This window comes from Streptomyces vietnamensis, from assembly GCF_000830005.1.
GTDB lineage: Bacteria > Actinomycetota > Actinomycetes > Streptomycetales > Streptomycetaceae > Streptomyces > Streptomyces vietnamensis.
The window spans coordinates 4,105,830-4,129,094 of the sequence record NZ_CP010407.1; the positions used below are offsets into that span (position 1 = coordinate 4,105,830).

Annotated in this window: 20 protein-coding genes; 15 read left to right on the plus strand and 5 right to left on the minus strand. The window is 72.2% G+C overall.

Features of this window, described 5'->3' with window-relative positions; genetic code table 11:
• Nucleotides 1-61: 61 nt before the first annotated feature.
• The gene (locus SVTN_RS44280; protein ID WP_159026465.1) at nt 62-430 is read left to right on the plus strand and encodes a hypothetical protein; all 369 of its coding nucleotides are present in this window, start codon (nt 62-64) and stop codon (nt 428-430) included.
• Between the two features lie 135 nt (nt 431-565).
• Here SVTN_RS44280 and aspS read toward each other — a convergent pair whose 3' ends face one another.
• Nucleotides 566-2,383, minus strand: coding sequence for an aspartate--tRNA ligase (gene aspS, locus SVTN_RS18285; RefSeq protein ID WP_041130066.1), 1,818 nt, complete (start codon nt 2,381-2,383; stop codon nt 566-568).
• A gap of 174 nt (nt 2,384-2,557) precedes the next feature.
• On the opposite strand from aspS, the gene SVTN_RS18290 reads away from it, so the two are divergent.
• Both SVTN_RS18290 and SVTN_RS18295 read left to right on the plus strand, forming a co-directional pair.
• Nucleotides 2,558-4,681: a SpoIIE family protein phosphatase gene (locus SVTN_RS18290; RefSeq protein WP_041130067.1), complete on the plus strand. Its 2,124-nt coding sequence runs from the start codon at nt 2,558-2,560 to the stop codon at nt 4,679-4,681.
• A gap of 89 nt (nt 4,682-4,770) precedes the next feature.
• Nucleotides 4,771-5,586 carry an MBL fold metallo-hydrolase gene (locus SVTN_RS18295; protein WP_041130068.1) on the plus strand — a complete coding sequence of 272 codons (816 nt, stop codon included), beginning with the start codon at nt 4,771-4,773 and terminating at the stop codon, nt 5,584-5,586.
• Nucleotides 5,587-5,681: 95 nt separating this feature from the next.
• Here the strand turns inward: SVTN_RS18295 and SVTN_RS18300 are convergent, their stop codons facing one another.
• Both SVTN_RS18300 and SVTN_RS18305 read right to left on the minus strand, forming a co-directional pair.
• A complete protein-coding gene (locus SVTN_RS18300) occupies nt 5,682-6,749 on the minus strand; it encodes an AI-2E family transporter (RefSeq protein WP_041130069.1) in 1,068 nt (355 codons plus the stop codon).
• An 84-nt stretch (nt 6,750-6,833) separates the two neighbouring features.
• Nucleotides 6,834-7,796: a pirin family protein gene (locus tag SVTN_RS18305; protein ID WP_041130070.1), complete on the minus strand. Its 963-nt coding sequence runs from the start codon at nt 7,794-7,796 to the stop codon at nt 6,834-6,836.
• Between the two features lie 229 nt (nt 7,797-8,025).
• Between SVTN_RS18305 and gcvH the strand changes: the two genes are divergently transcribed.
• Nucleotides 8,026-8,421, plus strand: a complete 396-nt coding sequence (gcvH, locus tag SVTN_RS18310; RefSeq protein ID WP_041130071.1) for a glycine cleavage system protein GcvH — start codon at nt 8,026-8,028, stop codon at nt 8,419-8,421.
• A gap of 118 nt (nt 8,422-8,539) precedes the next feature.
• Here gcvH and SVTN_RS18315 read toward each other — a convergent pair whose 3' ends face one another.
• Nucleotides 8,540-9,055 (minus strand): SseB family protein, encoded by a 516-nt coding sequence (locus SVTN_RS18315; RefSeq protein WP_041130072.1) that lies wholly within the window; start codon nt 9,053-9,055, stop codon nt 8,540-8,542.
• Nucleotides 9,056-9,391: 336 nt separating this feature from the next.
• Here SVTN_RS18315 and SVTN_RS18320 point away from each other — a divergent pair, with 336 nt between their 5' ends.
• The 11 genes from SVTN_RS18320 (at nt 9,392) to SVTN_RS18370 (ending at nt 21,358) form a co-directional block, all read left to right on the plus strand.
• Nucleotides 9,392-11,221 carry an acyl-CoA dehydrogenase gene (locus SVTN_RS18320; protein ID WP_041130073.1) on the plus strand — a complete coding sequence of 610 codons (1,830 nt, stop codon included), beginning with the start codon at nt 9,392-9,394 and terminating at the stop codon, nt 11,219-11,221.
• A gap of 210 nt (nt 11,222-11,431) precedes the next feature.
• The gene (locus tag SVTN_RS18325; protein WP_063782261.1) at nt 11,432-12,013 is read left to right on the plus strand and encodes a SigE family RNA polymerase sigma factor; all 582 of its coding nucleotides are present in this window, start codon (nt 11,432-11,434) and stop codon (nt 12,011-12,013) included.
• On the plus strand, nt 11,994-12,893 hold the full coding sequence (locus SVTN_RS18330; RefSeq protein WP_041130074.1) for a hypothetical protein: 900 nt from the start codon (nt 11,994-11,996) through the stop codon (nt 12,891-12,893). The genes SVTN_RS18325 and SVTN_RS18330 overlap by 20 nt, the downstream gene beginning before the upstream one ends.
• 320 nt (nt 12,894-13,213) lie before the next feature.
• Nucleotides 13,214-13,624 carry a peptidase inhibitor family I36 protein gene (locus tag SVTN_RS41040; protein ID WP_052499189.1) on the plus strand — a complete coding sequence of 137 codons (411 nt, stop codon included), beginning with the start codon at nt 13,214-13,216 and terminating at the stop codon, nt 13,622-13,624.
• Nucleotides 13,625-13,746: 122 nt separating this feature from the next.
• Entirely contained in the window at nt 13,747-14,709 is a 963-nt protein-coding gene (locus tag SVTN_RS18340; protein WP_159026466.1) for a hypothetical protein, read from the plus strand.
• Nucleotides 14,710-14,841: 132 nt separating this feature from the next.
• The gene (locus SVTN_RS18345) at nt 14,842-15,819 is read left to right on the plus strand and encodes a hypothetical protein (RefSeq protein WP_041130076.1); all 978 of its coding nucleotides are present in this window, start codon (nt 14,842-14,844) and stop codon (nt 15,817-15,819) included.
• Nucleotides 15,819-17,585: a peptidoglycan-binding protein gene (locus tag SVTN_RS46175; RefSeq protein WP_052499190.1), complete on the plus strand. Its 1,767-nt coding sequence runs from the start codon at nt 15,819-15,821 to the stop codon at nt 17,583-17,585. Before SVTN_RS18345 ends, SVTN_RS46175 begins: the two co-directional genes overlap by 1 nt.
• Complete coding sequence (locus SVTN_RS18355; RefSeq protein WP_041130077.1) at nt 17,582-18,298, plus strand: ABC transporter ATP-binding protein; 717 nt, start codon at nt 17,582-17,584, stop codon at nt 18,296-18,298. Before SVTN_RS46175 ends, SVTN_RS18355 begins: the two co-directional genes overlap by 4 nt.
• A complete protein-coding gene (locus tag SVTN_RS18360; protein ID WP_041130078.1) occupies nt 18,295-19,578 on the plus strand; it encodes an ABC transporter permease in 1,284 nt (427 codons plus the stop codon). The genes SVTN_RS18355 and SVTN_RS18360 overlap by 4 nt, the downstream gene beginning before the upstream one ends.
• A gap of 96 nt (nt 19,579-19,674) precedes the next feature.
• On the plus strand, nt 19,675-20,982 hold the full coding sequence (locus SVTN_RS18365; protein ID WP_041130079.1) for a M18 family aminopeptidase: 1,308 nt from the start codon (nt 19,675-19,677) through the stop codon (nt 20,980-20,982).
• A gap of 52 nt (nt 20,983-21,034) precedes the next feature.
• Complete coding sequence (locus SVTN_RS18370) at nt 21,035-21,358, plus strand: hypothetical protein (protein ID WP_052499191.1); 324 nt, start codon at nt 21,035-21,037, stop codon at nt 21,356-21,358.
• On the opposite strand, the gene SVTN_RS18375 is transcribed toward SVTN_RS18370, so the two are convergent.
• Nucleotides 21,355-23,154 (minus strand): NHL domain-containing thioredoxin family protein, encoded by a 1,800-nt coding sequence (locus tag SVTN_RS18375; protein WP_041130080.1) that lies wholly within the window; start codon nt 23,152-23,154, stop codon nt 21,355-21,357. The genes SVTN_RS18370 and SVTN_RS18375 overlap by 4 nt on opposite strands.
• Nucleotides 23,155-23,265 lie beyond the last annotated feature (111 nt).

Here is a 23,265-nt window from a genome sequence, read left to right on the forward strand (position 1 = left end):
GCTCGAGAAGAGCGGTCTCACTATTCTGGATCAAGCAGTACCAGCCGGATTTCCTGGGGTCATGTCGGCGATCTACGCCGTGAACGGAGTTGAAGTAGAGCCCAAGGTGTCGATCAGCGATTCGCTGCCTGACGCCGCAGCAGAGCTGGACCGCCAATGGGCGATCCAGGCAGAATCCAGTCACCTGGTATCAGGCGACAGGGAGTTCTACATCCTGGCTCCAGGCGCACGCGGGCACGAAATCGGATGGGTTCGCGTGAAGGACAACTCCGGATCGAATCTACCTTCGCGCATCGCGTCTGGCACCGGTGACGCCGCATTCCTGGCCGTTTCGACAAACGGCCGAGTGATGTGTGCTGTATCCACGGAAGATGACGAGAAGTGGATCGTCGTGCATCACTTCCCGGCCGAGGGCCCGGGGGCCTCATAACGGCGAAGCGGTTGGTGGCCGCAATCTGTCGAGGCGGAGGTGGATGTCCGTGCCACGGACTGTTCGACCACCTGGGTCACGAGAAAGGCCCGGAACCTTCGTGAGGTTCCGGGCCTTTCGTTGCGAGCAGGGGGCTTAGCGGCCCGCCTCCGGGTGGACCGCCTCCGTGATCGGGCGGTCCTCCGTGGTCTTCTTCTCGACCGGCTTGCGGAGCTGGATGTTCAGCTCGCGCAGGCGGGACTCGTCCAGCTCGGTCGGGGCGCCCATGAGGAGGTCCTGGCCGTTGCCGTTGAGCGGGAAGGCGATGATCTCGCGGATGTTGGGCTCGTCGGCGAGGAGCATGACGATGCGGTCGACGCCCGGGGCGATGCCACCGTGCGGCGGGGCGCCGTACTCGAAGGCGCGGAGCATGCCGGCGAACTCGTGCTCGACGGTCTCGCGGGAGTAGCCGGCGATCTCGAAGGCCTTGAACATGATCTCGGGCTCGTGGTTCCGGATGGCGCCGGAGGAGAGCTCGATGCCGTTGCAGACGATGTCGTACTGCCAGCCGAGGATGTCCAGCGGGTCCTGGGTCTCCAGGGCCTCGAGGCCGCCCTGCGGCATGGAGAACGGGTTGTGCGAGAAGTCGATCTTGCCGGTCTCCTCGTCCCGCTCGTACATCGGGAAGTCGACGATCCACGCGAAGCGGAAGACGTTCTCCTCGAACTGGCCGGCGCGCTTGGCGGCCTCGACCCGGACCGGGCCCATGATCTTGGAGACCTCGTCGAACTCGCCGGCGCCGAAGAAGATCGCGTGGCCGGGCTTCAGGCCGAGGCGCTCGGTGAGGACCTTGACGTTCTCTTCGGTGAGGAACTTGGCGATGGGGCCGGTGAGGGCGTTGTCCTCGCCGACGCGGACCCAGGCCAGGCCCTTCGCACCGAGGGAGACCGCGAAGTCGCCGAGGGAGTCGAAGAACTTGCGCGGCTGGTCGCCCGTGTTCGGGACGGCGAGCGCGCGGACGTGCTTGCCGGCGAAGGCCTTGAACTCCGAGGCCTCGAAGACGTCGGAGATGTCGACGAGTTCGAGGTCGGTGCGCAGGTCCGGCTTGTCGTTGCCGTACTTCAGCATCGACTCGCGGAACGGGATGCGCGGGAAGGGGGAGGTGACGTGGCGGCCGCCGCCGAACTCCTCGAAGAGCTCCGTCATGAGCTTCTCGATCGGCTGGAAGACGTCCTCCTGCTCGACGAAGCTCATCTCGACGTCGAGCTGGTAGAACTCGCCCGGCGAGCGGTCGGCGCGGGCGTCCTCGTCGCGGAAGCAGGGCGCGATCTGGAAGTACCGGTCGAAGCCGGAGATCATCAGCAGCTGCTTGAACTGCTGCGGCGCCTGCGGCAGCGCGTAGAACTTGCCCGGGTTCAGGCGGGACGGGACGACGAAGTCGCGGGCGCCCTCGGGGGAGGTCGCGGCGAGGATCGGGGTCGCCATCTCGTTGAAGCCGAGGGCCACCATCTTGGAGCGGATGGAGGCGATGACGGCGGAGCGCAGCATGATGTTGCGGTGCATGCGCTCGCGGCGCAGGTCGAGGAAGCGGTACTCCAGGCGCCGCTCCTCGTTCACACCGTCGTCGGTGTTGATGGTGAAGGGGATCTGCTTGGCGGCGCCCAGGACCTCGACCTCGGCGGCCTCGATCTCGATCTCGCCGGTCGCGAGCTCCGGGTTGACGTTGTCGGCGCCACGGGAGACGACCTTGCCGTCGACGCGGACGACGGTCTCCTTGGTCAGCTTGTCGAGGACCTCGGCGGCGGGGGTGCCGGGCCGGGCGACGAGCTGCGTGATGCCGTAGTGGTCGCGCAGATCGATGAAGAGGATGCCGCCCAGGTCGCGCCGATTGTGCAGCCAGCCGCTCAGCCGGACGTCGGTGCCGACGTCAGAGGCGCGGAGCTCGCCGCAGGTGTGGGACCTGTACCGATGCATCGTCGTTCATCCAGTCTTCGGGATCTTGGGTCGTGGGGCGCCGGCCGGTCGTGACCGCTGTCACGGATGTCACAGGACACGAGGGCAGACCCACCCAGAGTACCGGCCGGGCCGGGATCCCATTTCGAATACTCTCGGTGGCGACCTGCTGTCCGATCTTCATAAAGTGGGGCAATGCGCACCGAGGACGTCCTGGCCGCGATCGCGACGGGCCTGTGGCGCTGGGACAACGCGTCCGGGATCGTCTCGCTCGACGCCGAGGCCGCCCGGCTGCTCGGGCTGCCCGCCGAGCCCGTGCGACTCACCGAGGCGGCCGTACGGTCGCGTTTTCATCCGGTCGACTGGAACGAGATCGACGGGGTGGTCAACCTCGCCGTCGCCGAGGGCACCCTCGCCGAGGCCCGGCTGCGGATCATGGACGAGCAGGGGCGGGTGCTCCGTACCGTACGGAGCAGGTCGAAGCCGCTCATCGAGGGGAACGACTACCAGCTGGTCGGCACGCTCCAGGAGGTCGCCGAGCAGCCGCCGGGCACCGCCTCCCGCACCCCCATCACCGGCGACTGGCGCCGCTCCCGGGAGGCCTTCCTGCTCGACGCGGGGCGGGCGCTCGCCGAGGCGCGGTCGACGGCCGAGGTGCTGCGGGTGGCCGCGTCCCTGTCGATGCCCGGTTTCTCGCCCGACGGGCTCGCCGTCTTCGGCGTGGCGGGCGACCGGCTGACGGTCATAGGCCACCACGGGCACAGCGAGGGCGACGAGGGGCCGTTCTCGTCGATGTCCCTCGACACGGACTATCCGGCGGCGGAGGTCGTACGGACCGGGCGTGCCATCTATCTGCCGACGCCGGAGGAGTACCTGCGGCGGTTCCCCATGACCTGGCCGCTCGCGCAGCGCTTCGGGCGCCGCTCCTGGGCCTTCGTGCCGCTCGTCGTCGCCGGGCGGACGATGGGGGCCTGGATGGCGGCCTTCAAGCACCCGGTGGCGTTCACGCCCGACGAGCGTTCGGTGCTCACGACGGTCGCGCGGATGCTCGCGCAGGCCCTCGCACGCGCGGGCGTGGCCGAGTCCGAGCGCGAGCTGTCGCTCGGCCTCCAGCGGACGATGATGCCGGTCCTCGGCCCCGGCATCCCCGGCATCCAGGTCGCCGCGCGGTACGTGCCGACCGGCGGCGGGCTCCAGGTCGGCGGCGACTGGTACGACATGATCCGGCTGCCCGGCGGCTCCTCCCGCACCGGCGGGCGCGGCCCGGGCCGGATCGCCCTCGTCATCGGCGACGTGCAGGGGCACGACGTGCGGGCCGCCGGTCTCATGGGGCAGCTGCGGATCGCCCTGCGCGCGTACGCCTCCGAGGGCCACCGGCCGGACGCGGTGCTCTCGCGCGCCTCCCGCTTCCTGTACGGGATCACGGACGGGGACGACGGGGACGGGAACGGCGGCGGTCCGCGTTTCGCGACCTGTCTCTACCTGGAGGTCGACCTGGAGACGGGGATCGTCGACATCGCGCGGGCGGGGCATCCGGATCCGGCGGTACGGATGAACGACGGAACGGTTCTGCTCAGGCCCACGGCCGGTGGCCTTCCGCTCGGCATCGACCCCGACACCGACTACCCCACCACCCGGCTCACCCTGGACCCCGGCGAGACGCTGATGATCTGCACCGACGGGCTCCTGGAGACCGGCGGGCACGACCTGGACAGCGGCTGGGAGCGGGTACGGACGCTCCTGGAGTCCCACGACGGCGAGGACCTGGAGGGGCTCGCCGACGCGCTCGTGGAGGCCGTCCACGGGCCCGGCTCGCACCACACGACGGGCCCGCTCGCCGACCGCCGCGAGGACGACATCGCGGTGCTGCTGCTCTCCCGCCGGCCCGCCGGGCGGATCGTGGAGGCCCCGCGCCGCACCCTGATGTCCATCGCCCAGGCCGAACCGGAACGGATCGCCGAGGCGCGCGAGCAGGTCCGGCAGCTGCTGCACGACTGGTCGGACGAGGACCAGCTCGACGCGGCGGTCCTGATGGTCTCCGAGATGGTCACGAACGTCCTCGTCCACACGGACGGCGACGCGCTCCTGGTGGCCGAGGTGGCGTGCGGCGAGAAGGCGCGGCGGCTGCGCGTGGAGGTCTCCGACGGGAGCGACGAACTGCCGCACAAGCGGCACCCGGGCGAGATGGCGTCGAGCGGGCGCGGACTGGTCCTGATGGAGATGCTGGCGGACGCGTGGGGGGTCGATCCGCGGGGCGAGGGCAAGGCGATCTGGTTCGAACTGAACGAACCGGAGTCCGAGGGCGGCTGCTGCAGCTAGTCCGTTGCGGGCCCGCGCCCGCGCGCGTCCCCCTACCCCGGCGCAGACTGGTTTCGTACGGTCGCGCGTGGGGGACCACGGAGCGCGCCATGGACACCCACAAGGTCGGCAGTGACACCACGGTGATCGCCGACAGCCTCGACGTCCCGGGCATCGGGCACGTCCCCGCCAACGCCTACGTCCTCACCGCCGCCGAGCCCGTCGTCGTCGACACCGGGCTCTCGGTCGAGGACCGCGACTTCGTCGCCGCGCTCGGCGGGGTCATGGACCCGGCCGACGTCCGCTGGATCTGGCTCACCCACCCCGACCGGGACCACACCGGCGGCATCTTCGACCTGCTCGACGCCGCCCCACGCGCGCGCGTGGTCACGACGTTCCTCGGCTTCGGCATCATGACGACCGAGCGGGCGCTGCCCATGGACCGGGTGTACTTCCTCAATCCGGGCCAGTCCCTCGACGTCGGCGACCGCACCCTGCACGCCTTCCGGCCGCCGCTCTTCGACAACCCCGCCACCGTCGGCTTCTACGACGACCGGACCCGGATCTGCTTCAGCTCCGACTGCTTCGGCGGCCCGATGCCGAGCGCCGAGCTCGCCGAGAGCGGGCACGCGAGCGACCTGAAGCCGGAGGAGCTGCGGCGGGCGCAGCTGCTCTGGGCGACGATCGACAGCCCGTGGGTGCATCTGGTGGACGCGGAGAAGTACCGGGCGTCGCTCGCCCCGCTGGCGGAGATGAACCCGGAGATCGTGCTGTGCACGCACCTGCCTCCGGCCGTACGGATGACGCGGCAGATGCTCGACACGATCGCGGCCGCCCCGGACGCCGATCCGTTCGTCGGCCCCGACCAGGCGGCGCTCGAACAGCTCCTGGCCTCGTTCGAGGCGGGTGGGATGGCGGCGGCCTGAGCCTGTCCGACAGGCTTGCCCGGCAGACTTGTCCGGCAGACTTGTCCGGCAGACTTGTCCGACAGGCTGTCCGCCCCTGATCCGCCGGGCAGGTCCTACGCCTCGTCCACGGGCGCCGGTGGTGCCCCGTACCTCGTGCGCAGCACCCCCAGGATCCCCGTCGCCGCCGCCGTCAGCGGTACGGCGAGCAGCATGCCCAGGACGCCCGCGACGGACGCCCCCGCGGTGATCGCCAGCATCACCACCGCCGGGTGCATCTGCACGGTCCTGCTCTGGACGAGGGGCTGGAGGACGTGGCCCTCGACGACCTGGACGGCCAGGACGACGCCGAGCACCCACAGCGCGATGGCGAAGCCGCGGTCGGCGAGGGCGACGAGGACGGCGATCGCGCCGGAGAGGAAGGCCCCGAGGTAGGGGATGTAGGCCGTCACGAAGACGAGCGCCGCAAGACCCACCGCGCCGGGCACGTCGAGGACGACCAGGCCGATGCCGATGAGGACGGCGTCGACGAGGGCGATGAAGGTGGTGCCGCGCATGAAGCCCTCGACGGCCTCGAAGGCGCGGCGCGCCATGGCCTCGACGAGGTCGCCGGTGCCGCGGGGGGCGAGGGAGCGCAGGGCGCCGGCGGCCCGGTCGGAGTCCTTGAGGAAGAAGAAAATGAGGAACAGGGCGAGGACGCCGGTGGCGAGCATCTGGCCGACGACGCTGAGGCCGCTGATGACTCCGGAGGCGGCGGTGCCGCCGAACTCCCTGAGGAGTTTCTCGGCGTTCCCGGCGAGGTCGTCGAGGGAGGTGCCGGCGGCGCCGAGGTGGTCGGCGATGTCGGAGGCGGCCTGCCGGAGCGAGGCGATGATCTGGTCGCCGGTCTCGACGAGGGCGACGACGACGATGTACGTGGCGCCGCCGACGACCACGAGGACGGCGACGACGGTGAGCGCCGCGGCGAGGCCTCTGCGCACCTTCATCCGCAGCAGGCGCCGGTGGAGCGGCCCGAGGAGGGCGGTGCCGAGGATCGCGAGGAGGACGGGGGTGACGGCCGGCTTGAAGAGGACGCAGAGCCAGATGAAGACGGCGGCGACCCCGGCGGCGAGCAGCAGGACGACGCACCAGGCGGCGAACCGGAGGGCGGGTTCGGGGAGGAGGGGCGCTCGGCTGGTCTGCACCTCCTCACCGGACCACGCCCGTCGGCGTGTCGTCGTGTGCTGACGGGCCGTACGGGTGACGGCCCGTCATCAGGCGTTACGTGCCTACTCGCCCATCCCGTGGACCGCCGGGATCGTGCCGAGGCGGCCCGCCTGGAAGTCCTCGAAGGCCTGGCGGAGTTCGGCCTGGGTGTTCATGACGAACGGGCCGTAGTGGGCCATGGGCTCGCGGATCGGCTGCCCGCCGAGGAGGACGACCTCCAGGTCCGGGGTGTTCCCGTCCTGCTTCTCGTCGGCGCGGACGGTGAGCGCGCCGCCCTTGCCGAAGACGGCGGTCTGGCCCATGTGGATCGGGCGCCGGTCGGTGCCGACGGTGCCGCGGCCGGCGAGCACGTACGCGAGGCCGTTGAAGTCCTCGCGCCAGGGCAGGTTGATCTCGGCGCCGGGGCGCAGGGTGGCGTGGATCATCGTGATCGGGGTGTGGGTGATGCCGGGGCCGTCGTGGCCGTCGAGCTCGCCGGCGATGACGCGGAGCAGCGCGCCGCCGTCGGGGGTGGTGAGGAGCTGGACCTGGCCGCCGCGGATGTCCTGGTAGCGGGGGGCCATCATCTTGTCGCTCGCGGGCAGGTTCACCCACAGCTGGAGGCCGTGGAAGAGGCCGCCGCTGACGACGAGGGACTCCGGCGGGGCCTCGATGTGGAGGAGGCCGGAGCCGGCGGTCATCCACTGGGTGTCGCCGTTGGTGATGGTGCCGCCGCCGCCGTTGGAGTCCTGGTGGTCGAAGATGCCGTCGATGATGTAGGTGACGGTCTCGAAGCCGCGGTGGGGGTGCCAGGGCGTGCCCTTGGGCTCGCCGGGCGCGTACTCCACCTCACCCATCTGGTCCATCATGATGAACGGGTCGAGGTACTGGTAGTTGATCCCGGCGAACGCGCGGCGCACCGGGAAGCCCTCGCCCTCGAAGCCCTGGGGGGCCGTGGTGACGGCGAGGACGGGGCGGGAGACGGCGTCGGCGGTGGCGGCGACGCGCGGCAGGGTGAGCGGGTTCTCGACAGTCACAGCGGGCATGACCGGACCTCCTTGGGTGCGACCTTGTACGTCCACTTTAGTTGAACGCTGAACTTTCTGCCACCCGGAACGCGGAACCGTTCCGCGTCATTCCCGGGCGTCCCGTCCGGACGGCCGAAAGCCGCCCACCCGTCCGAGTGAGCCACGCCCCCGCACCCCCGGCCACTCGGGCACGCTGTCTCCGCCGGGCAGACCTCCCGGCACCCCGACGGCCCCTGAAGGAGCCCGCATGTCGCACTACCCGGAGCACCTGAAGTACTCGAAGGACCACGAGTGGGTGGAGGTGGCGGGCGACCGGCGCGTGCGCGTCGGCATCACCGACTTCGCACAGAGGCAGCTCGGCGACATCGTCTTCGTGGACGTCCCGGAGGTGGGCCGCGACGTCACGGCGGGGGAGGTGTTCGGCACCCTGGAGTCGGTCAAGTCGGTGAGCGAGCTGTACGCGCCCGTCTCCGGCCGGGTGACGGCCAAGAACCCCGAGCTCGACAGTGACCCCGACCTGATCAACTCCGACCCGTACGGCGACGGCTGGATCATCGAGATCGAGACGTCCGGCACCGGCGTGCCGGCCGGACTGCTCGACGCCGCGCAGTACGGGAACCTCGTCGCGGCGGAGGCGGAGTAGGCCGCACGAGGAACGGGCGGGCCCGGCGCCCCCCCGAAGGGGTGCCGGGCCCGCCCGTGCACGTCCGTGCGGCCGCGTGCGCGCGTCCGCGCGTCCGCGCTTCCGTCAGCCGTACGGCTCAGCCGTACATCCGCCGCATCGCGTAGTCGACCATCTGCTCCACGGCCTTCGCGTCGAAGACCATGCGGTGGTCGCCCTCCATGTCGAGGACGAAGCCGTAGCCGGTCGGCAGCAGGTCGATCACCTCGGCGCCGGTGATCACGAAGTACTTCGACTCCTTGCCCGCGTACCGCCGCAGCTCCTTGAGCGAGGTGAACATCGGGATGACCGGCTGCTGGGTGTTGTGCAGGGCCAGGAAGCCGGGGTTGTCGCCGCGCGGGCAGTAGACCTTGGAGGTCGCGAAGATCTGCTGGAAGTCCTCGGGGGCCAGGGTGCCGGTCGTGAAGGCGCGTACGGCGTCGGCGAGGGAGGGCGGCGAGGGCTCCGGGTAGAGCGGCGGCTGCTGGGCGTACCCACCGCCCTGCATCCCGGCCTGCATGCCGCCCGGCATTCCGGCCTGCGGCGGGGCGTACTGCCCCTGCTGGGGCGGCGCGTACTGCTGCTGGGCACCCGGGTTCTGCTCGTAGCCGTACATGGGGCCAAGACTATCGAGCGCGCCGCCCCGGCAGGACCCCTGCCGGGGCGCGACCCCATGGGTCGGGGGGTGGCCGCCCGTCCGGGATCCCGGGCGCTCCATGACCGAAAGTAGCGGATTCGTCACGGATGCCGCCGTACCGCCGGAGGATTCCACCCCTGCGCGGGCGAGTCCCCCGCCCCCTTGACGGCCGGGATTGACGTCGGGGACGTCACAGATGGCCGGATAGGGGTTGCTTCTTATTACCGGTGGGTAGCATCATCGGAGAGAGCGTGTTGCTACTCGCTGGTACGTGTACGAGGAACCTCCCTCCCCGAGCCTTACGGAGCCGTCGCCATGGGGCACTACAAGTCGAATCTCCGCGACATCGAGTTCAACCTCTTCGAGGTCCTCGGCCGCGACAAGGTGTACGGCACCGGTCCGTTCGAGGAGATGGACGTCGACACCGCCAAGAGCATCCTCGACGAGATCCGCCGTCTCGCCGAGAACGAGCTCGCGGAGTCCTTCGCCGACGCCGACCGCAACCCGCCGGTCTTCGACCCGGAGACCAACACCGCCCCGGTCCCGGCCACCTTCAAGAAGTCGTACAACGCCTTCATGGAGTCCGAGTACTGGCGTCTGGGCATCCCGGAGGAGATCGGCGGCACCGTCTCCCCCCGCTCCCTGATCTGGGCGTACGCGGAGCTGCTCCTCGGCTCGAACCCGGCCATCTGGATGTACTCCTCCGGCCCGGCCTTCGCCGGCATCCTCTACAACGAGGGCAACGAGGCGCAGAAGAAGGTCGCGCAGATCGCCGTCGAGAAGCGCTGGGGCTCCACCATGGTCCTCACCGAGCCCGACGCGGGCTCGGACGTCGGCGCCGGCCGCACGAAGGCCATCCAGCAGGAGGACGGCTCCTGGCACATCGAGGGCGTCAAGCGCTTCATCACCTCCGGTGAGCACGACATGGAGGAGAACATCCTCCACTACGTCCTCGCCCGCCCCGAGGGTGCGGGCCCCGGCACCAAGGGCCTGAGCCTCTTCCTCGTCCCGAAGTACGAGTTCGACTGGGAGACCGGCGAGCTGGGCGCCCGCAACGGCGTCTACGCCACCAACGTCGAGCACAAGATGGGCCTCAAGGCCTCCAACACCTGCGAGATGACCTTCGGCGACCAGCACCCCGCCAAGGGCTGGCTGATCGGCGACAAGCACGACGGCATCCGCCAGATGTTCCTCATCATCGAGTTCGCCCGCATGATGGTCGGCACGAAGGCGATCTCCACCCTCTCCACGGGCTACCTCAACGCCCTGGAGTACGCCAAGGAGCGCGTCCAGGGCACCGACCTGGCGAACTTCATGGACAAGGCCGCCCCCAAGGTCACCATCACGCACCACCCCGACGTCCGCCGCTCGCTGATGACGCAGAAGGCGTACGCCGAGGGCATGCGCTCCCTCGTCCTCTACACGGCCTCCGTGCAGGACGAGATCGCGATCAAGGAAGCGGCCGGCGAGGACGCGAAGGCCCTGCACGGCCTCAACGACCTGCTGCTGCCGATCGTCAAGGGCTACGGCTCCGAGAAGGGCTACGAGCAGCTCGCGCAGTCGCTCCAGACCTTCGGCGGCTCCGGCTTCCTCCAGGAGTACCCGATCGAGCAGTACATCCGGGACGCCAAGATCGACACCCTCTACGAGGGCACCACGGCCATCCAGGGCCAGGACTTCTTCTTCCGCAAGATCGTCCGCGACCAGGGCGCCTCCCTGAACGCGCTGTCCGAGGAGATCAAGAAGTTCCTCGCGGTCGGCACCGGCGGCGAGGAGCTGGCCGGCGCCCGCGACGCGCTCGCCAAGGCCGCCGTCGACCTGGAGGGCATCGTCGGCAAGATGATCACCGACCTCACCGTCACCGGCGAGGACGTCAAGAACATCTACAAGGTCGGCCTCAACACCACCCGCCTGCTGCTCGCCTCCGGCGACGTCGTCGTCGGCTACCTGCTGCTCAAGGGTGCGGCCGTCGCCGCGGAGAAGCTGGCCGCCGGCGCCACGGGCAAGGACGTCGCCTTCTACCAGGGCAAGATCGCGGCCGCGAAGTTCTTCGCCGCCAACGTCCTGCCGGGCGTCTCCGCCGAGCGCGCGCTGGCCGAGGCCGTCGACGGCTCGCTGATGGACCTGGACGAGGCCGCGTTCTAAGACGCACCTCGTTCCGCAGGGCACGGCCCGTCCCCGGGGAGGGGGGCGGGCCGTTCTGCGTTCCCGGGGGAGCTGGGAAACGGGGCGGGGAAACGGGGGCGGGGAAACAGGGGCGGGGAAACAGGGGCGGGGAAACGGGGGCGGGAAAAAAGTTCCGGCACGGGTGTAACGCGAGCGGTGGGCCCGCGAGTCTTCCTCTGTGTGAAGGCGATGACGAGAGCGAGCGGCGGCGCGGAGCCCGAGGGCTTCCACGACTTCGCCCGCGCCATGGGCCCGCGCCTGTTCCGTACGGCGCTGCTCATGTGCGGCGACTGGCACCTGGCCGAGGACCTGGCGCAGACCGCCCTCGGCAAGCTCTTCACCTCGTGGTCCCGGGTGCGCCGCGCCGACAACGCCGACGCCTACGCCCGCACGGTCCTCATGCGGACCTACTTCTCCCACCGCCGGCTGCGCCGCACCGCCGAACACCCCACCGCCGCGCTGCCCGACGGCATCGCCCCCGAACACGACAGCGCCTTACGGCTCACGCTCCTCTCCGCGCTGGCCGAGCTGCCCGCGAAGGACCGGGCCGTGGTCGTGCTCCGGTACTGGGAGGACCGCAGCGTCCGGGAGACCGCGGACGCCCTGCGGATGAGCGAGGGCAGCGTCCGGGTGCGCGCCGCCCGCGCCCTCACCCGGCTGCGCACCCGCCTCGGCGAGGACGGCTCCGGGGGCGGCCCCGGTACGGGAAACGGCAACGACGGCAACGACTCCGGGAAGGACGGTACGCCCCATGGGCTCGTACGACGATGAGACCGCCTACGGGCGGGAGCTGACCCGGACCATGGACCGGGCGATGGCCCGGCTCCCCCTGAACACCGAGGCCCTGGTCACCGAGGGCGCCGCCCGGGGCGTCCGGCGCCGCCGCCGGCGCCGGGCCGCCGCCTGGGGCGCGGCCTGCACGGCGGCGATCGCGCTGACGACCACCGCCGTCCTGACCACCGGCTCCCCCGGGCTGCCCGGGGGCACGGCCGGGACCGTGACCGTCGCCGTGCCCGAGTTCGCCGGGCCGGGCGCCGGCGCGCCGGCCGGCCGGGAGCCGATCAGCGGGGCCGCCACGGCCGTCCTGCTGGCCGAGCTGCTCCCGGGGCGGCCCCCGACCGACCGGGCCGAGGTGCTGGACAGCGACCCCGCGTCCGGCTCCGTCCAGACGTACGCCCTGCTGCCCCTGGGCGCCGGGGCGGAGGCGGGCACGGTCGCGGTGTGGCTCCAGGGGGACTACGCCCGCCTGCCCGCCGAGCGGAAGGCCACCGCCCCCGCTGATCCCGCGTCCAAGGGGCGGCCGCGGAAGAAGGACGGGGCCCCGACGGCCGACCCCTCGCACCAGTCCGCGCGGGGCGACCTCGAACGCCACTACTCCTGCCCCCGCGACAAGGCGGCCGACGACTGCCGGATCTCCAAACTCCCGGACGGATCCGTCCTGTTGACGCACCGGGACGACACGAACGCGCGCGGGGCGCTGACCGTGGACCTGCTGCGGACCGACGGCACCAGGGTGGTGGTCACCGCGACCGGGACCGAGCTCTCCACGGACACCCTGACGACCGTGGCGACCAGCCCGCGCTGGCAGCAGTGGGTCGATCCCGCCACGAACAAGACCGCCGATCAGGCCAACGTCGGCTCCCGGCGGTGACGCGGACATGACTGTCTGGATGCCTCGGGCGACAAAAACGGCGGAATCCCGGATGCCGGGCAGTGGACGAACCAATCGGACTCCGCTCCCCCACATGTCCGCCCGGCCGGAAACACACGCGTTTCCCGGCCGGTCCGGAACGGCAAGGCCGACGCGCGAACAGAACCGGACGGAACCCCAACTTCCTTATTTCAAGCGCTTGTTACGTTCTCTTCCGCCCCAGGAGGCAGTCACGGCGTCCATGGAATCCATGGCATCCACGACCGCCGCGCGCCCCAGGGGCCACCATCCGACGAGAGACACGGCAGGAAGAGACACTCATGTCCAAGCGCATCAGCGCCGCACTGCTCTCCACCGTCGCCGCGGTGGGCCTCGGCCTCACCCTGGCTGCTCCGGCCAACGCCGCCGACCGCGACGGCGCCTGCAACACCGGAGAGCTCTGCTACTACTTCAACAGCAACTTCGGGGGCTCCCTCTCCGACTTCTACGGCAACGACCCGAACCTGGTCGACGACGCCTTCCTGAGCAGCGGCAACGGCCAGGGGCAGTCCGTCAAGAACAACGCGGCCGGCGCCAAGAACATCGACCCGAGCCACAACGTGACGGTCTGGTACAACCGCGACTACAACTTCGGTACGTACAGCGGCCGTTCGGACACCCTCCCGGCCAACTCCCAGGACGGCGTGTTCGACAACGTCTACAACCAGAACGCCTCGCACTCCTGGTGGTAGAACCGGGCCGCGTCCACAGCGGCCCGGAACCCGGCACAACCCGTCACCAGGGTGCCCGTCCGTCACGGGCGGGCACCCGCCCCCACCGCCGGATCGTCCGGACGACCCCGCCGAGCGGAGCCATGACGTCACGCCGCCCCTCCCGCCCCCTTGCCTGCCTGTTACTCGCCGTGGGCCCGCTGTCCCTCAGCGCCTGCTCCAGCGCCGGATCCGGCGCCCCGGACGTCCCGGCCAGTGCATCGACGCGCGCGGAGGCCGTGGAACACGTCCCCGAACCGCTGCCCATGCCCCTCGACCCGTACCGGCTCAGCGGCGCCGACCACGCCGAGCTGTACGCCGCCGAACAGGCCCTCGTCACCACCTGCCTGCGCGGGTTCGGGGTCACCTACCGGTCCCCGGCGGGCAGCTCCTCGGCGCAGCCGCCCCCGGAAGGCCCGTACGGCGTCACCGATCCCGACTGGGCACGCAAGTACGGCTACCGCCTCCCGCCCGCCCTCATCGCCACGGACCACGGCAGCCGGCCGCTGCCCGACCCGACCACCGTGGCGCTCATCACCGGCGGCGTCACCTACGACCGGAACGGCACCCCCCAGCGCATCTCCGACCAGCCCCTCCTGACCACGCACCACGGCAGGAAGGTGCCCGAGGGAGGCTGCCTCGGCGAGGCCCGCCGCACCCTGGCCGGGCGGAACGACAACCGCGACCCGACCCGGATCGGATCGGCCCTCTACGCGCAGGCGTACCGGGACTCCCAGCAGGACCCCCGGGTGACCGCCGCGACGGCCGACTGGGCGGCCTGCATGAAACAGCGCGGATTCACGTACAGGACGCCGCTCGAACCGGCCAACGACCCGTCCTTCCCCCGCAATCCGCCCGCCGACGAGCGGGAGCGCGCCACCGCCGTCGCCGACGTGGCCTGCAAGGAGAAGACCGGGCTCGTCGCCCTCTGGCACCGCGTCGAGAGCGAGATCGAGCGCAGCCTCATGCGCGGGCACGGCACGGAACTCGCGGCGGCGAAGGCCGACCGGGACGCCCGCCTCGCCCACGCCCGACGGATCAACGCCGGTGCGAAGACGAGCGGTTGACGCCCCACCGCCGACGCCGCGCCGCGGTCGCCGCGCCGCAGTCGCTCCACCGCCGACACCGGTTCGTACCTCTCGCTCTTCCGTACCTCTCGCTCTGCCGAAGACGCTTTCCCTCTCGTACTGGAGCACACCATGAAGACCCCGTCCCGCCGGCCCGCGCTCCGCGCCGCCGCCCTCCCCGTCCTCGTCCTCGCCACCGCCCTCACCCTCACCGGCTGCGGCGGCTCCGGCGACGCCCCCCAGGGCCAGGACTCCAAGACGAACGCCCAGGCACCCGGCGGCTCCAAGGCCCCGGCGGACGCCGGCCCGGTCGACCAGCCGCTCCCCCTCACCGCGTACATGCGCGGCTCGGCCGAGGACGTCAAGACCATCCAGCGGGCGAGCGAGCTGCTGATCTCCGCCTGCATGAAGCGGTACGGCTTCGACTACGCGCCCAAGAACGCCGTCGAGGAGAACAAGCCCGCCCGCGACTCCGAGTACCGGATGATCCCCGCCGCCCAGGCCGCCTCCTACGGCTACCGCTCGCCCAAGCCCGCCACGGCCGGCGGCGACGACACGGGCGACGGCAAGTCCGGCAGCGAGGCCGAGGAGGCCGTACGCGTCGGCACCGGCGCCCGTACGGTGGCGGGGCAGGCCGTCCCCGAGGGCGGCTGCAAGGGCGAGGCCTCCCGCACCATGGCCAAGGGCCTCCCCCAGCTCCCCGTGCCCAGCCCGGTCGACGAGGCCGCCAACACCGCCGCCCAGAAGGCCCAGGCCGACAACCGGCTCATCGCCGCCATCGGCAAGTGGAGCACCTGCATGAAGAAGAGCGGTTTCCTCTTCTCCCAGCCGCAGGAACCGGTCGCCCGCTTCTCCGGCAAGGGCAGCTCGGGCGGCGACCGGCCCTCCGACGGCAGCCCCATGGCCGCGGCCGCCACCGAGGAGGAGAAGAAGGTCGCGGTCGCCGACAGCGCCTGCAACGCGGAAGCCGGACTCGAACAGGCCTGGTACGCCGTGGTGAAGCCGCTCCAGCAGAGCGAGATCGACAGCCGGGCCGAACAGTTCAAGACCGTGGAGGCCTGGAACAAGGGCTACCTCGCCAACGCGCAGAAGGCCCTCGCGGACCACTGATGACCCAGACACCGATACCGGAACCCGAGCACGACGACTCCCTCCTCCTCGCACCCGCCGAGGAGGCGGCCGCGCCCGCGGCCGCCCCCGGCGGGGCCTCGCGGGCGCGTCGGTGGGTGATCGCCGTGACCGTCGGCGCCGTCGTCCTGACCGGCGCGGGCGTCGGCGCCTCCTTCGTCGTCAGGTCGCCCGCCCAGGCCGCGGCCGACTCGAAGCCGCCACGCCCCGACGTGCTGACCGCACCCGTCGAGAAGCGGGTCCTGAAGTCCACCGTCGTGCTGCGCGGCAAGGTCGTCGCCGGGCAGAGCGTCGACATCGCCCCGGCCGGCGGTGCGGGCGCCGAGGGCGGCGGGCCGCCGACCGTCACCAAGACGCCCCTGCAGACGGGCGGTTCCGTCGCGGCCGGCCGGGTCCTCATCGAGGTCTCCGGGCGGCCCGTCATCGCGCTCCCGGGAGCACTGCCCGTCTACCGGGACCTCAAGCCGGGCGCCGAGGGCGCCGACGTGGCCCAGCTCCAGAAGGCCCTGGCCTCGCTCGGCCACTCCACCTCGCCCGACGCCCGGGGGACGTACGGCTCCGGGACCAAGGACGCCGTGGAGGAGCTCTACCGGGCGGTCGGGTACGAACCGGTGGCGGCCGGCGGTACGGAGGCGGGCGGCGCGGACTCGGCGGTGAAGGCGGCGAAGGAGCAGGTCAAGTCGCGGCAGCGGGCGGTCGAGGACGCCCGGGAGGCCCTGGAGCGCGCCGAGGCGGCCGCTGCCGAAGCGGCCGCCGAGGCCTCGGCCGAACCGGACGCGAGCACCTCCGCGACCGGCGGGACCGGAGCCACCGCGACCGGCGGAAGCGGCGCGGGCGGCTCCGGCGGCACGGGCGGTCAGGGTGGTTCGGGCGGCGCGAGCGGCTCCGGCGGCTCCGGCGGCTCCGGCGGCTCCGGCGGCCCCGGCGGCCCCGGCGGCCCCGGCGGCCCCGGCGGCCCCGGCGGCCCCGGCGGCTCCGGCGGGAGCGAGGCCGATCTCTCCGGGCTCCGCAAGGCCCTCGCCCGGGCCCGGGAGGACCTCGCCACCGCGCGCGAGGACCTCGCCACGGCCGAGAGCACGGCCGGGGCGATGGTCCCGGCCTCCGAAGTGGTCTTCCTTGAGCGCTTCCCGGCCCGCGTGGAGAGCCTCTCCGCCCGGGTCGGAGCCCAGGTCTCCGGCTCCGTGATGACCGTGACCTCCGGCGAACTCGTCGTCCACGGCTACCTCCAGGCCTCCCAGAAGAGCCTCGTCCGCCCGGACCAGAAGGTGCGGATCCTGTCCGAACTCACCGGCGCCGAGGCCACCGCCCGGGTCCGGTCCGTCGCCGGCACCCCCACCGTCGCCCGCTCCGGCACCGGATCCGGCGCCGCCGCCGCGGGAAGCGGCCAGAACGCCGGCACCGGCGGCGGCTCCGGCCCCCAGGGCTCCGGCTATCTGATGATCGTCGCCCCCGACAGCCGGCTGACCGCCGACCTCGCCGGCCAGGACGTCCGGCTGACCGTCGAGTCCAGCGCCACCGACGGCGCCGTCCTCGTGGTCCCGGTGACCGCCGTCTCCGCCGCGCCCGACGGCTCCACCGTCGTCACCGTCGTCACCGGCCAGGACGGCGAGGGCCCGCGCCGCAGGCTCCCCGTACGGCTCGGCGCGACCGGCGACGGCTACGTGCAGGTCGTCCCCGTCGCCCCCGGCACCCTCACCGCGGGCGAGCGCGTCCTGACCGGCGTACGGCAGCAGGAAGGAACGCCATGACGCCACCGGAGCCCGACCCCGCACCACAGGAAGCACCCGTCATCGAGTTCCGGCAGGTCGCGCTCACCTACCCCGGGCCGCCGCCCGTCGAAGCCCTGCGCCCCTGCGACCTCACCGTCCACCGGGGCGACTTCGTCACCGTCGTCGGCCCCTCCGGCTCCGGCAAGTCGACCTTCCTGAACATCGTCGGCCTGCTCGACTCGCCCACCGCCGGCAGCTACCTCCTCGACGGCATCGACACCGGCACCCTGCGGGACACCGACCGCACGGCCCTGCGCGGCCGCCGCATCGGCTTCGTCTTCCAGTCCTTCCACCTCATGCCGCACCGCAGCGCCCTGGAGAACGTGTCGCTCGCCCTCGTGTACGGGGGAGCGCCCCGCGCCGCACGGCCCGGCCTCGCCCGGGAGGCGCTGCGGCGGGTCGGGCTCGGCCACCGCACGGACGCACTGCCCAGCCGGATGTCCGGCGGCGAACGCCAGCGGGTCGCCATCGCCCGCGCCCTCGTCGGACGGCCCTCCCTGCTGCTGTGCGACGAACCGACCGGAAACCTGGACTCGGCCAACGCCGCCACCGTGCTGCGGCTCCTCGCCGAACTCCACGGCGAGGGCATGACCGTCCTCCTCATCACCCACGACCCCGAGGTCGCGGCCCGGGGGCTGCGCACGATCGCCGTACGCGACGGCGTCCTGAGCGAACAGGCGGTCCCCGCGTGACCCGACCGGACGGGCCGCCCCGTACCAACGGATTCCGTACGAGCCGCTCCAGGGCCCGGGTCGTCGAGCCGACCTCCTTCCCCCTGCGCGACCTCCTCGCCGAGGCCTTCGCCGGCATCCTCCAGCGCCCCGGCCGCGCCACGCTCACCGCCCTCGGCACCGTCCTCGGCGTCGGCACCTTCGTCGCGGTCCTCGGCCTCACCGCGACCGCGTCCTCGCAGATCGACGCCCGCTTCAACGTGCTCACCGCCACCGAGGTGACCGTCGAGGACGTGGCCCGCACCAAGGACCCCTTCGCCGCCCCCGGCTTCCCCGAGGACGCCGGACCGCGCGTCGAACGGCTCCGCGGGGTCCGGCACGCCGGCGTGTTCTGGCCGGTGCGGCCCCCGACGGGCGCGCCCACCGTGCGCTCGTCGCCGGTGAGCGACGCGGCGGGCACGGGAGGCGCGAACATCGAGGTGACCGCCGTCTCCCCGGGCGCCCTCCAGGCGGTGATGCCCCGGCTCGCGGAGGGCCGGCTGTACGACGCGTACCACGCGAAGGCCCGCCAGCCCGTCGCCGTCATCGGCAGCGGCATCGCCGCCCGGCTCGGCATCTCCACCCTGGAGACCTCCCCGACGCTCTTCATCGGCGACCAGCCGTTCACCGTCGCCGGCGTCATCGACGACGTCCGGCGGCGCCCCGAGATGCTGATGTCCGTGCTCGTGCCGGACACCGTCGCCCGCGGCCTGTGGGGCGAGCCCACCCAGGACTCCCGCATGATCGTCGCCACCGACCTCGGCGCCGCCCCCCAGATCGCCGCCGAGATACCGGTGGCGCTCCGCCCCGACCACCCCGACTACCTCCAGGCCGCGGCGCCGCCCGACCCGCGCACCCTGCGCTCCTCCGTCACCTCCGACCTGGACCAGCTGTTCCTGCTGCTCGCCGCGATCTGCCTGTTCATCGGCGCGGTCGGCATCGCGAACACCACGCTCGTCTCCGTACTGGAACGCACCGGGGAGATCGGCCTGCGGCGGGCCCTCGGCGCCCGGGGGCGCCACGTCACTGCCCAGTTCCTCACCGAGTCCGGCTTCCTCGGCGCCCTCGGCGGCCTGGTCGGCACGAGCATCGGCTCGGTCACCGTGGTCCTGGTCGCCTGGCTGCGCGACTGGACGCCCGTCCTGCACACCGGCACCGTCGTCGCCGCCCCGCTGATCGGCCTGGTCACCGGGGTGGTCGCCGGGATCTACCCGGCCTGGCGGGCCGCCCGCATCCAGCCGGTGGAGGCCCTGCGCCGATGACCGGCGGAGCACACCGGAGGTTCCCGGGATTCCCGTCCCCCGTCCCACTTTTCGGGGTCCCGTCTTCGCATTCCGGTCCCTGCGTATGGTGAACCCATGAGCAGCGCAGCTTCCCGTCCCACCGCCGGCCCCTTCGACCGCGGACACACCGACGACCTGATGGCCTTCCTGACGGCCTCCCCCTCGCCGTACCACGCGGTGGCGAGCGCCGCCGAGAGGCTCGAGAAGGTCGGCTTCCGCAGGGTCGAGGAGACCGCGGCCTGGGACGGGACGGCCGGCGGGAAGTACGTGATCCGCGGCGGCGCGATCATCGCCTGGTACGTGCCGGAGGGCGCCGCCGCCCACACCCCGTACCGGATCGTCGGCGCCCACACCGACTCCCCCAACCTGCGCGTCAAGCCGCAGCCCGACATGGGCGCCCAGGGCTGGCGCCAGGTCGCCGTCGAGATCTACGGCGGAACCCTCCTCAACACCTGGCTCGACCGCGACCTCGGCCTCGCCGGCCGCCTCACCCTCCGCGACGGCAGCCACCACCTCGTCAACGTCGACCGGCCGCTGCTGCGCGTCCCGCAGCTCGCCATCCACCTCGACCGCCAGGTCAACGACGGCCTCAAGCTCGACCGCCAGCGCCACATGCAGCCCATCTGGGGCATCGGCCAGGTCCACGAGGGCGACCTGATCGAGTTCGTCGCCGCCGAGGCAGGCGTCGACGCCGAGGACGTCACCGGCTGGGACCTCATGGTCCACGCCGTCGACGCCCCCGCCTACCTGGGCCGCGACCGCGAACTCCTCGCCGGACCGCGCATGGACAACCTGCTGTCCGTGCACGCCGCCACCGCCGCGCTCGCCTCCCTCGCGGGCCGCGACGACCTCCCGTACATCCCGGTCCTCGCCGCCTTCGACCACGAGGAGAACGGCTCCGAGGCCGACACCGGCGCCCAGGGCCCCCTCCTCGGCAACGTCCTCGAGCGCTCCGTCTACGCCCGCGGCGGTTCCTACGAGGACCGGGCCCGCGCCTTCGCCGGCACCGTCTGCCTCTCCTCCGACACCGGCCACGCCGTCCACCCCAACTACGCGGAGCGCCACGACCCGACGCACCACCCGCGCGTCAACGGCGGCCCGATCCTCAAGGTGAACGTCAACCAGCGGTACGCCACCGACGGCAGCGGCCGCGCGGTCTTCGCCGCCGCCTGCGAGAAGGCGGGGGTGCCCTGGCAGTCCTTCGTCTCCAGCAACGACATGCCCTGCGGCACCACGATCGGCCCGATCACCGCCGCCCGGCACGGCATCTCGACCGTCGACATCGGCGTCGCGATCCTCTCCATGCACAGCGCCCGCGAACTGTGCGGCGCGGACGACCCGTACCTCCTGGCGAACGCGCTGGTGGCGTTCCTGGAGGGCTGAGGAGCACAGGCGGAAACATCCGCGAAAGGTCCCGGCTGGCAGCGTCGCCCTCATGGAACGTCATGAGGGCCCGCCCCGGGGCAAGTTCTTCGCCGTCCTCGCCGCCGCCGTGGTGCTCGCCACGGCGGCGGGGGGAGCCGTGATCGCGCGCTACGACGAACGGCCCCCGTGGGGCACGGACATCGCGTACGAGGGCGGCTATCTGCAAGCCGTACGGATCGTGAAGTGGCGCGCCCTGCGCGAGGGCGAGTGCGCCGACATGGAGCGGCGGGGGATGGGCGGCGACCGGGCCGTGCACGACCCGGCGGCCTGGGTGGAGGGGTGCCTGGACGGGGCCGCGGGGCGCCCGTCCAGGAACCAGGGGATCGTGCGTTAGGCCTGCTCGTCCATGCCGGCGAGGATCAGCGGGAGACGGGACACACCCTCTGCCGTGACCTTCACCGGGACGCCCCAGTCCTGCTGGTGGACGTGGCAGGCCGGGTACTCGTTGGCCGGGTCGTCGTCGCAGGACGCGGCCATGGCGGAGACGTGCAGCACGCCCTCGGTCACGTCCGGGTTCAGTTCGAGCTCCCGGAAGAGATCGGTACCGGTCCCCTCGCCGCCGAGCAGCAGCTCGGGCGGCGTCGAGGACACCAGGAGCCGGGTGGAAGGCCCGTACCGCTCGTCCAGCTTCTGCCCGGTCGGCGCCTGGAAGACGACGTCGAGCCGGAGCCGGCCGGGCGCGACCTCGGTGGCCTCGCGCTGCGTCCGGTAGGCGGCGGACTCGACCTGGACGGCCTCCTCGGGCAGCCGCAGCCGGGTCAGCCGGTGCCGGGCGGACTCGACGACGACGATGTCGCCGCCGACGAGCACGGCGTCGCTGGGCTCGCGCAGATCGGTGGCGAGGGTGGTCACCTCGCCCGTCGCCGGATCGAAGCGGCGCAGGGCGTGGTTGTACGTGTCGGAGACGGCGACCGAGCCGTCGGGCAGGGCGGTCACGCCCAGCGGGTGCTGGAGGAGTGCCTGCTCGGCGGCGCCGTCGCGGTGGCCGAAGTCGAAGAGGCCGGTGCCGACGGCGGTGTGCACGACGCCTTCGGTGTCGATGTACCGCACGGCGCTGGTCTCGGAGTCGGCGATCCACAGCCGGTCCTCGGTGGCGGCGAGCCCGGAGGGCTGCGCGAACCAGGCCTCGGCGGCGGGCCCGTCGACGAGCCCCTCGTTGGTCGTCCCGGCGGCGACCTCGACGGTCTTCGTCTCCGGGTCGTACGTCCACAGCTGGTGCACACCGGCCATGGCGATCCACACCTTGCCCTGCCACCAGGCGACGTCCCACGGCGAGGACAGGTCGACGTCGAGGGCGGGCCCGGAGGTCGGGGACCCCTGCCACCACTGCTTGCCGGTCCCGGCGACGAGCTCGATCACGCCGCTCTCGGGGTCGTACGTCCGCAACGCATGGTTCACGGTGTCGGCGACGACGACCTTCCCGCCGGGGAGGAGCGCGAGCCCCTGCGGCTCCCGGAAGACCCCCTCGCCGATCCGCCGCACGACGGTCTCGCCGTCCTCGGCGAGCTCGACGAGCTGGTGCCGGGTGGTGTCGGAGACGAGGAAGTTCCCGTTGCCGAGGACGACGGCCTTCCCGGGGAAACGGAGATCGGTCGCGACCGGCTCCGGCGCCACGTACGGCCCGTCGCCGCGCCGCAGCGTCCCCTTGGCCTCGTGCTCGGCCTCCAGCTCCTCGACGAGCGTCCGGATGGCGTTGGCGTGCCCCTCACCGGCGTGCTGGGCGACGACGTACCCCTCGGGGTCGATCACGACGAGCGTCGGCCACGCGCGCACGGCGTACTGCTTCCAGGTCGCGAGCTCCGGGTCGTCGAGCACGGGGTGGTGCACCTCGTACCGCTCGACGGCGTCGACGACGGCCTGGTGCTCGGCCTCGTGCACGAACTTCGGCGAGTGCACCCCGACGATCACGAGCGTGTCGCGGTGCTTCTCCTCCAGGTCCCGGAGCTCGTCGAGGACGTGCAGGCAGTTGATGCAGCAGAACGTCCAAAAATCGAGCAGAACGATCTTTCCTCGCAGGTCGGCGAGGGTGGGTTCTTCTCCACCCGTGTTCAGCCAGCCGCCCTTGCCGATCAGCTCGGGGGCGCGGACACGGGCACGGCGGGGCGCGGGGGTGGGCGCGGAGTCGTTCATGGTTCAAGGGTGCCGTACGGGTGGAAAGTGGGGGCCGGGTGGGGGGACGGGGCGTGTCCTGGGCGGGGGTGGGCCGGGGGCGGGCGGTGGCATGGGGCGCATGACGCGTGC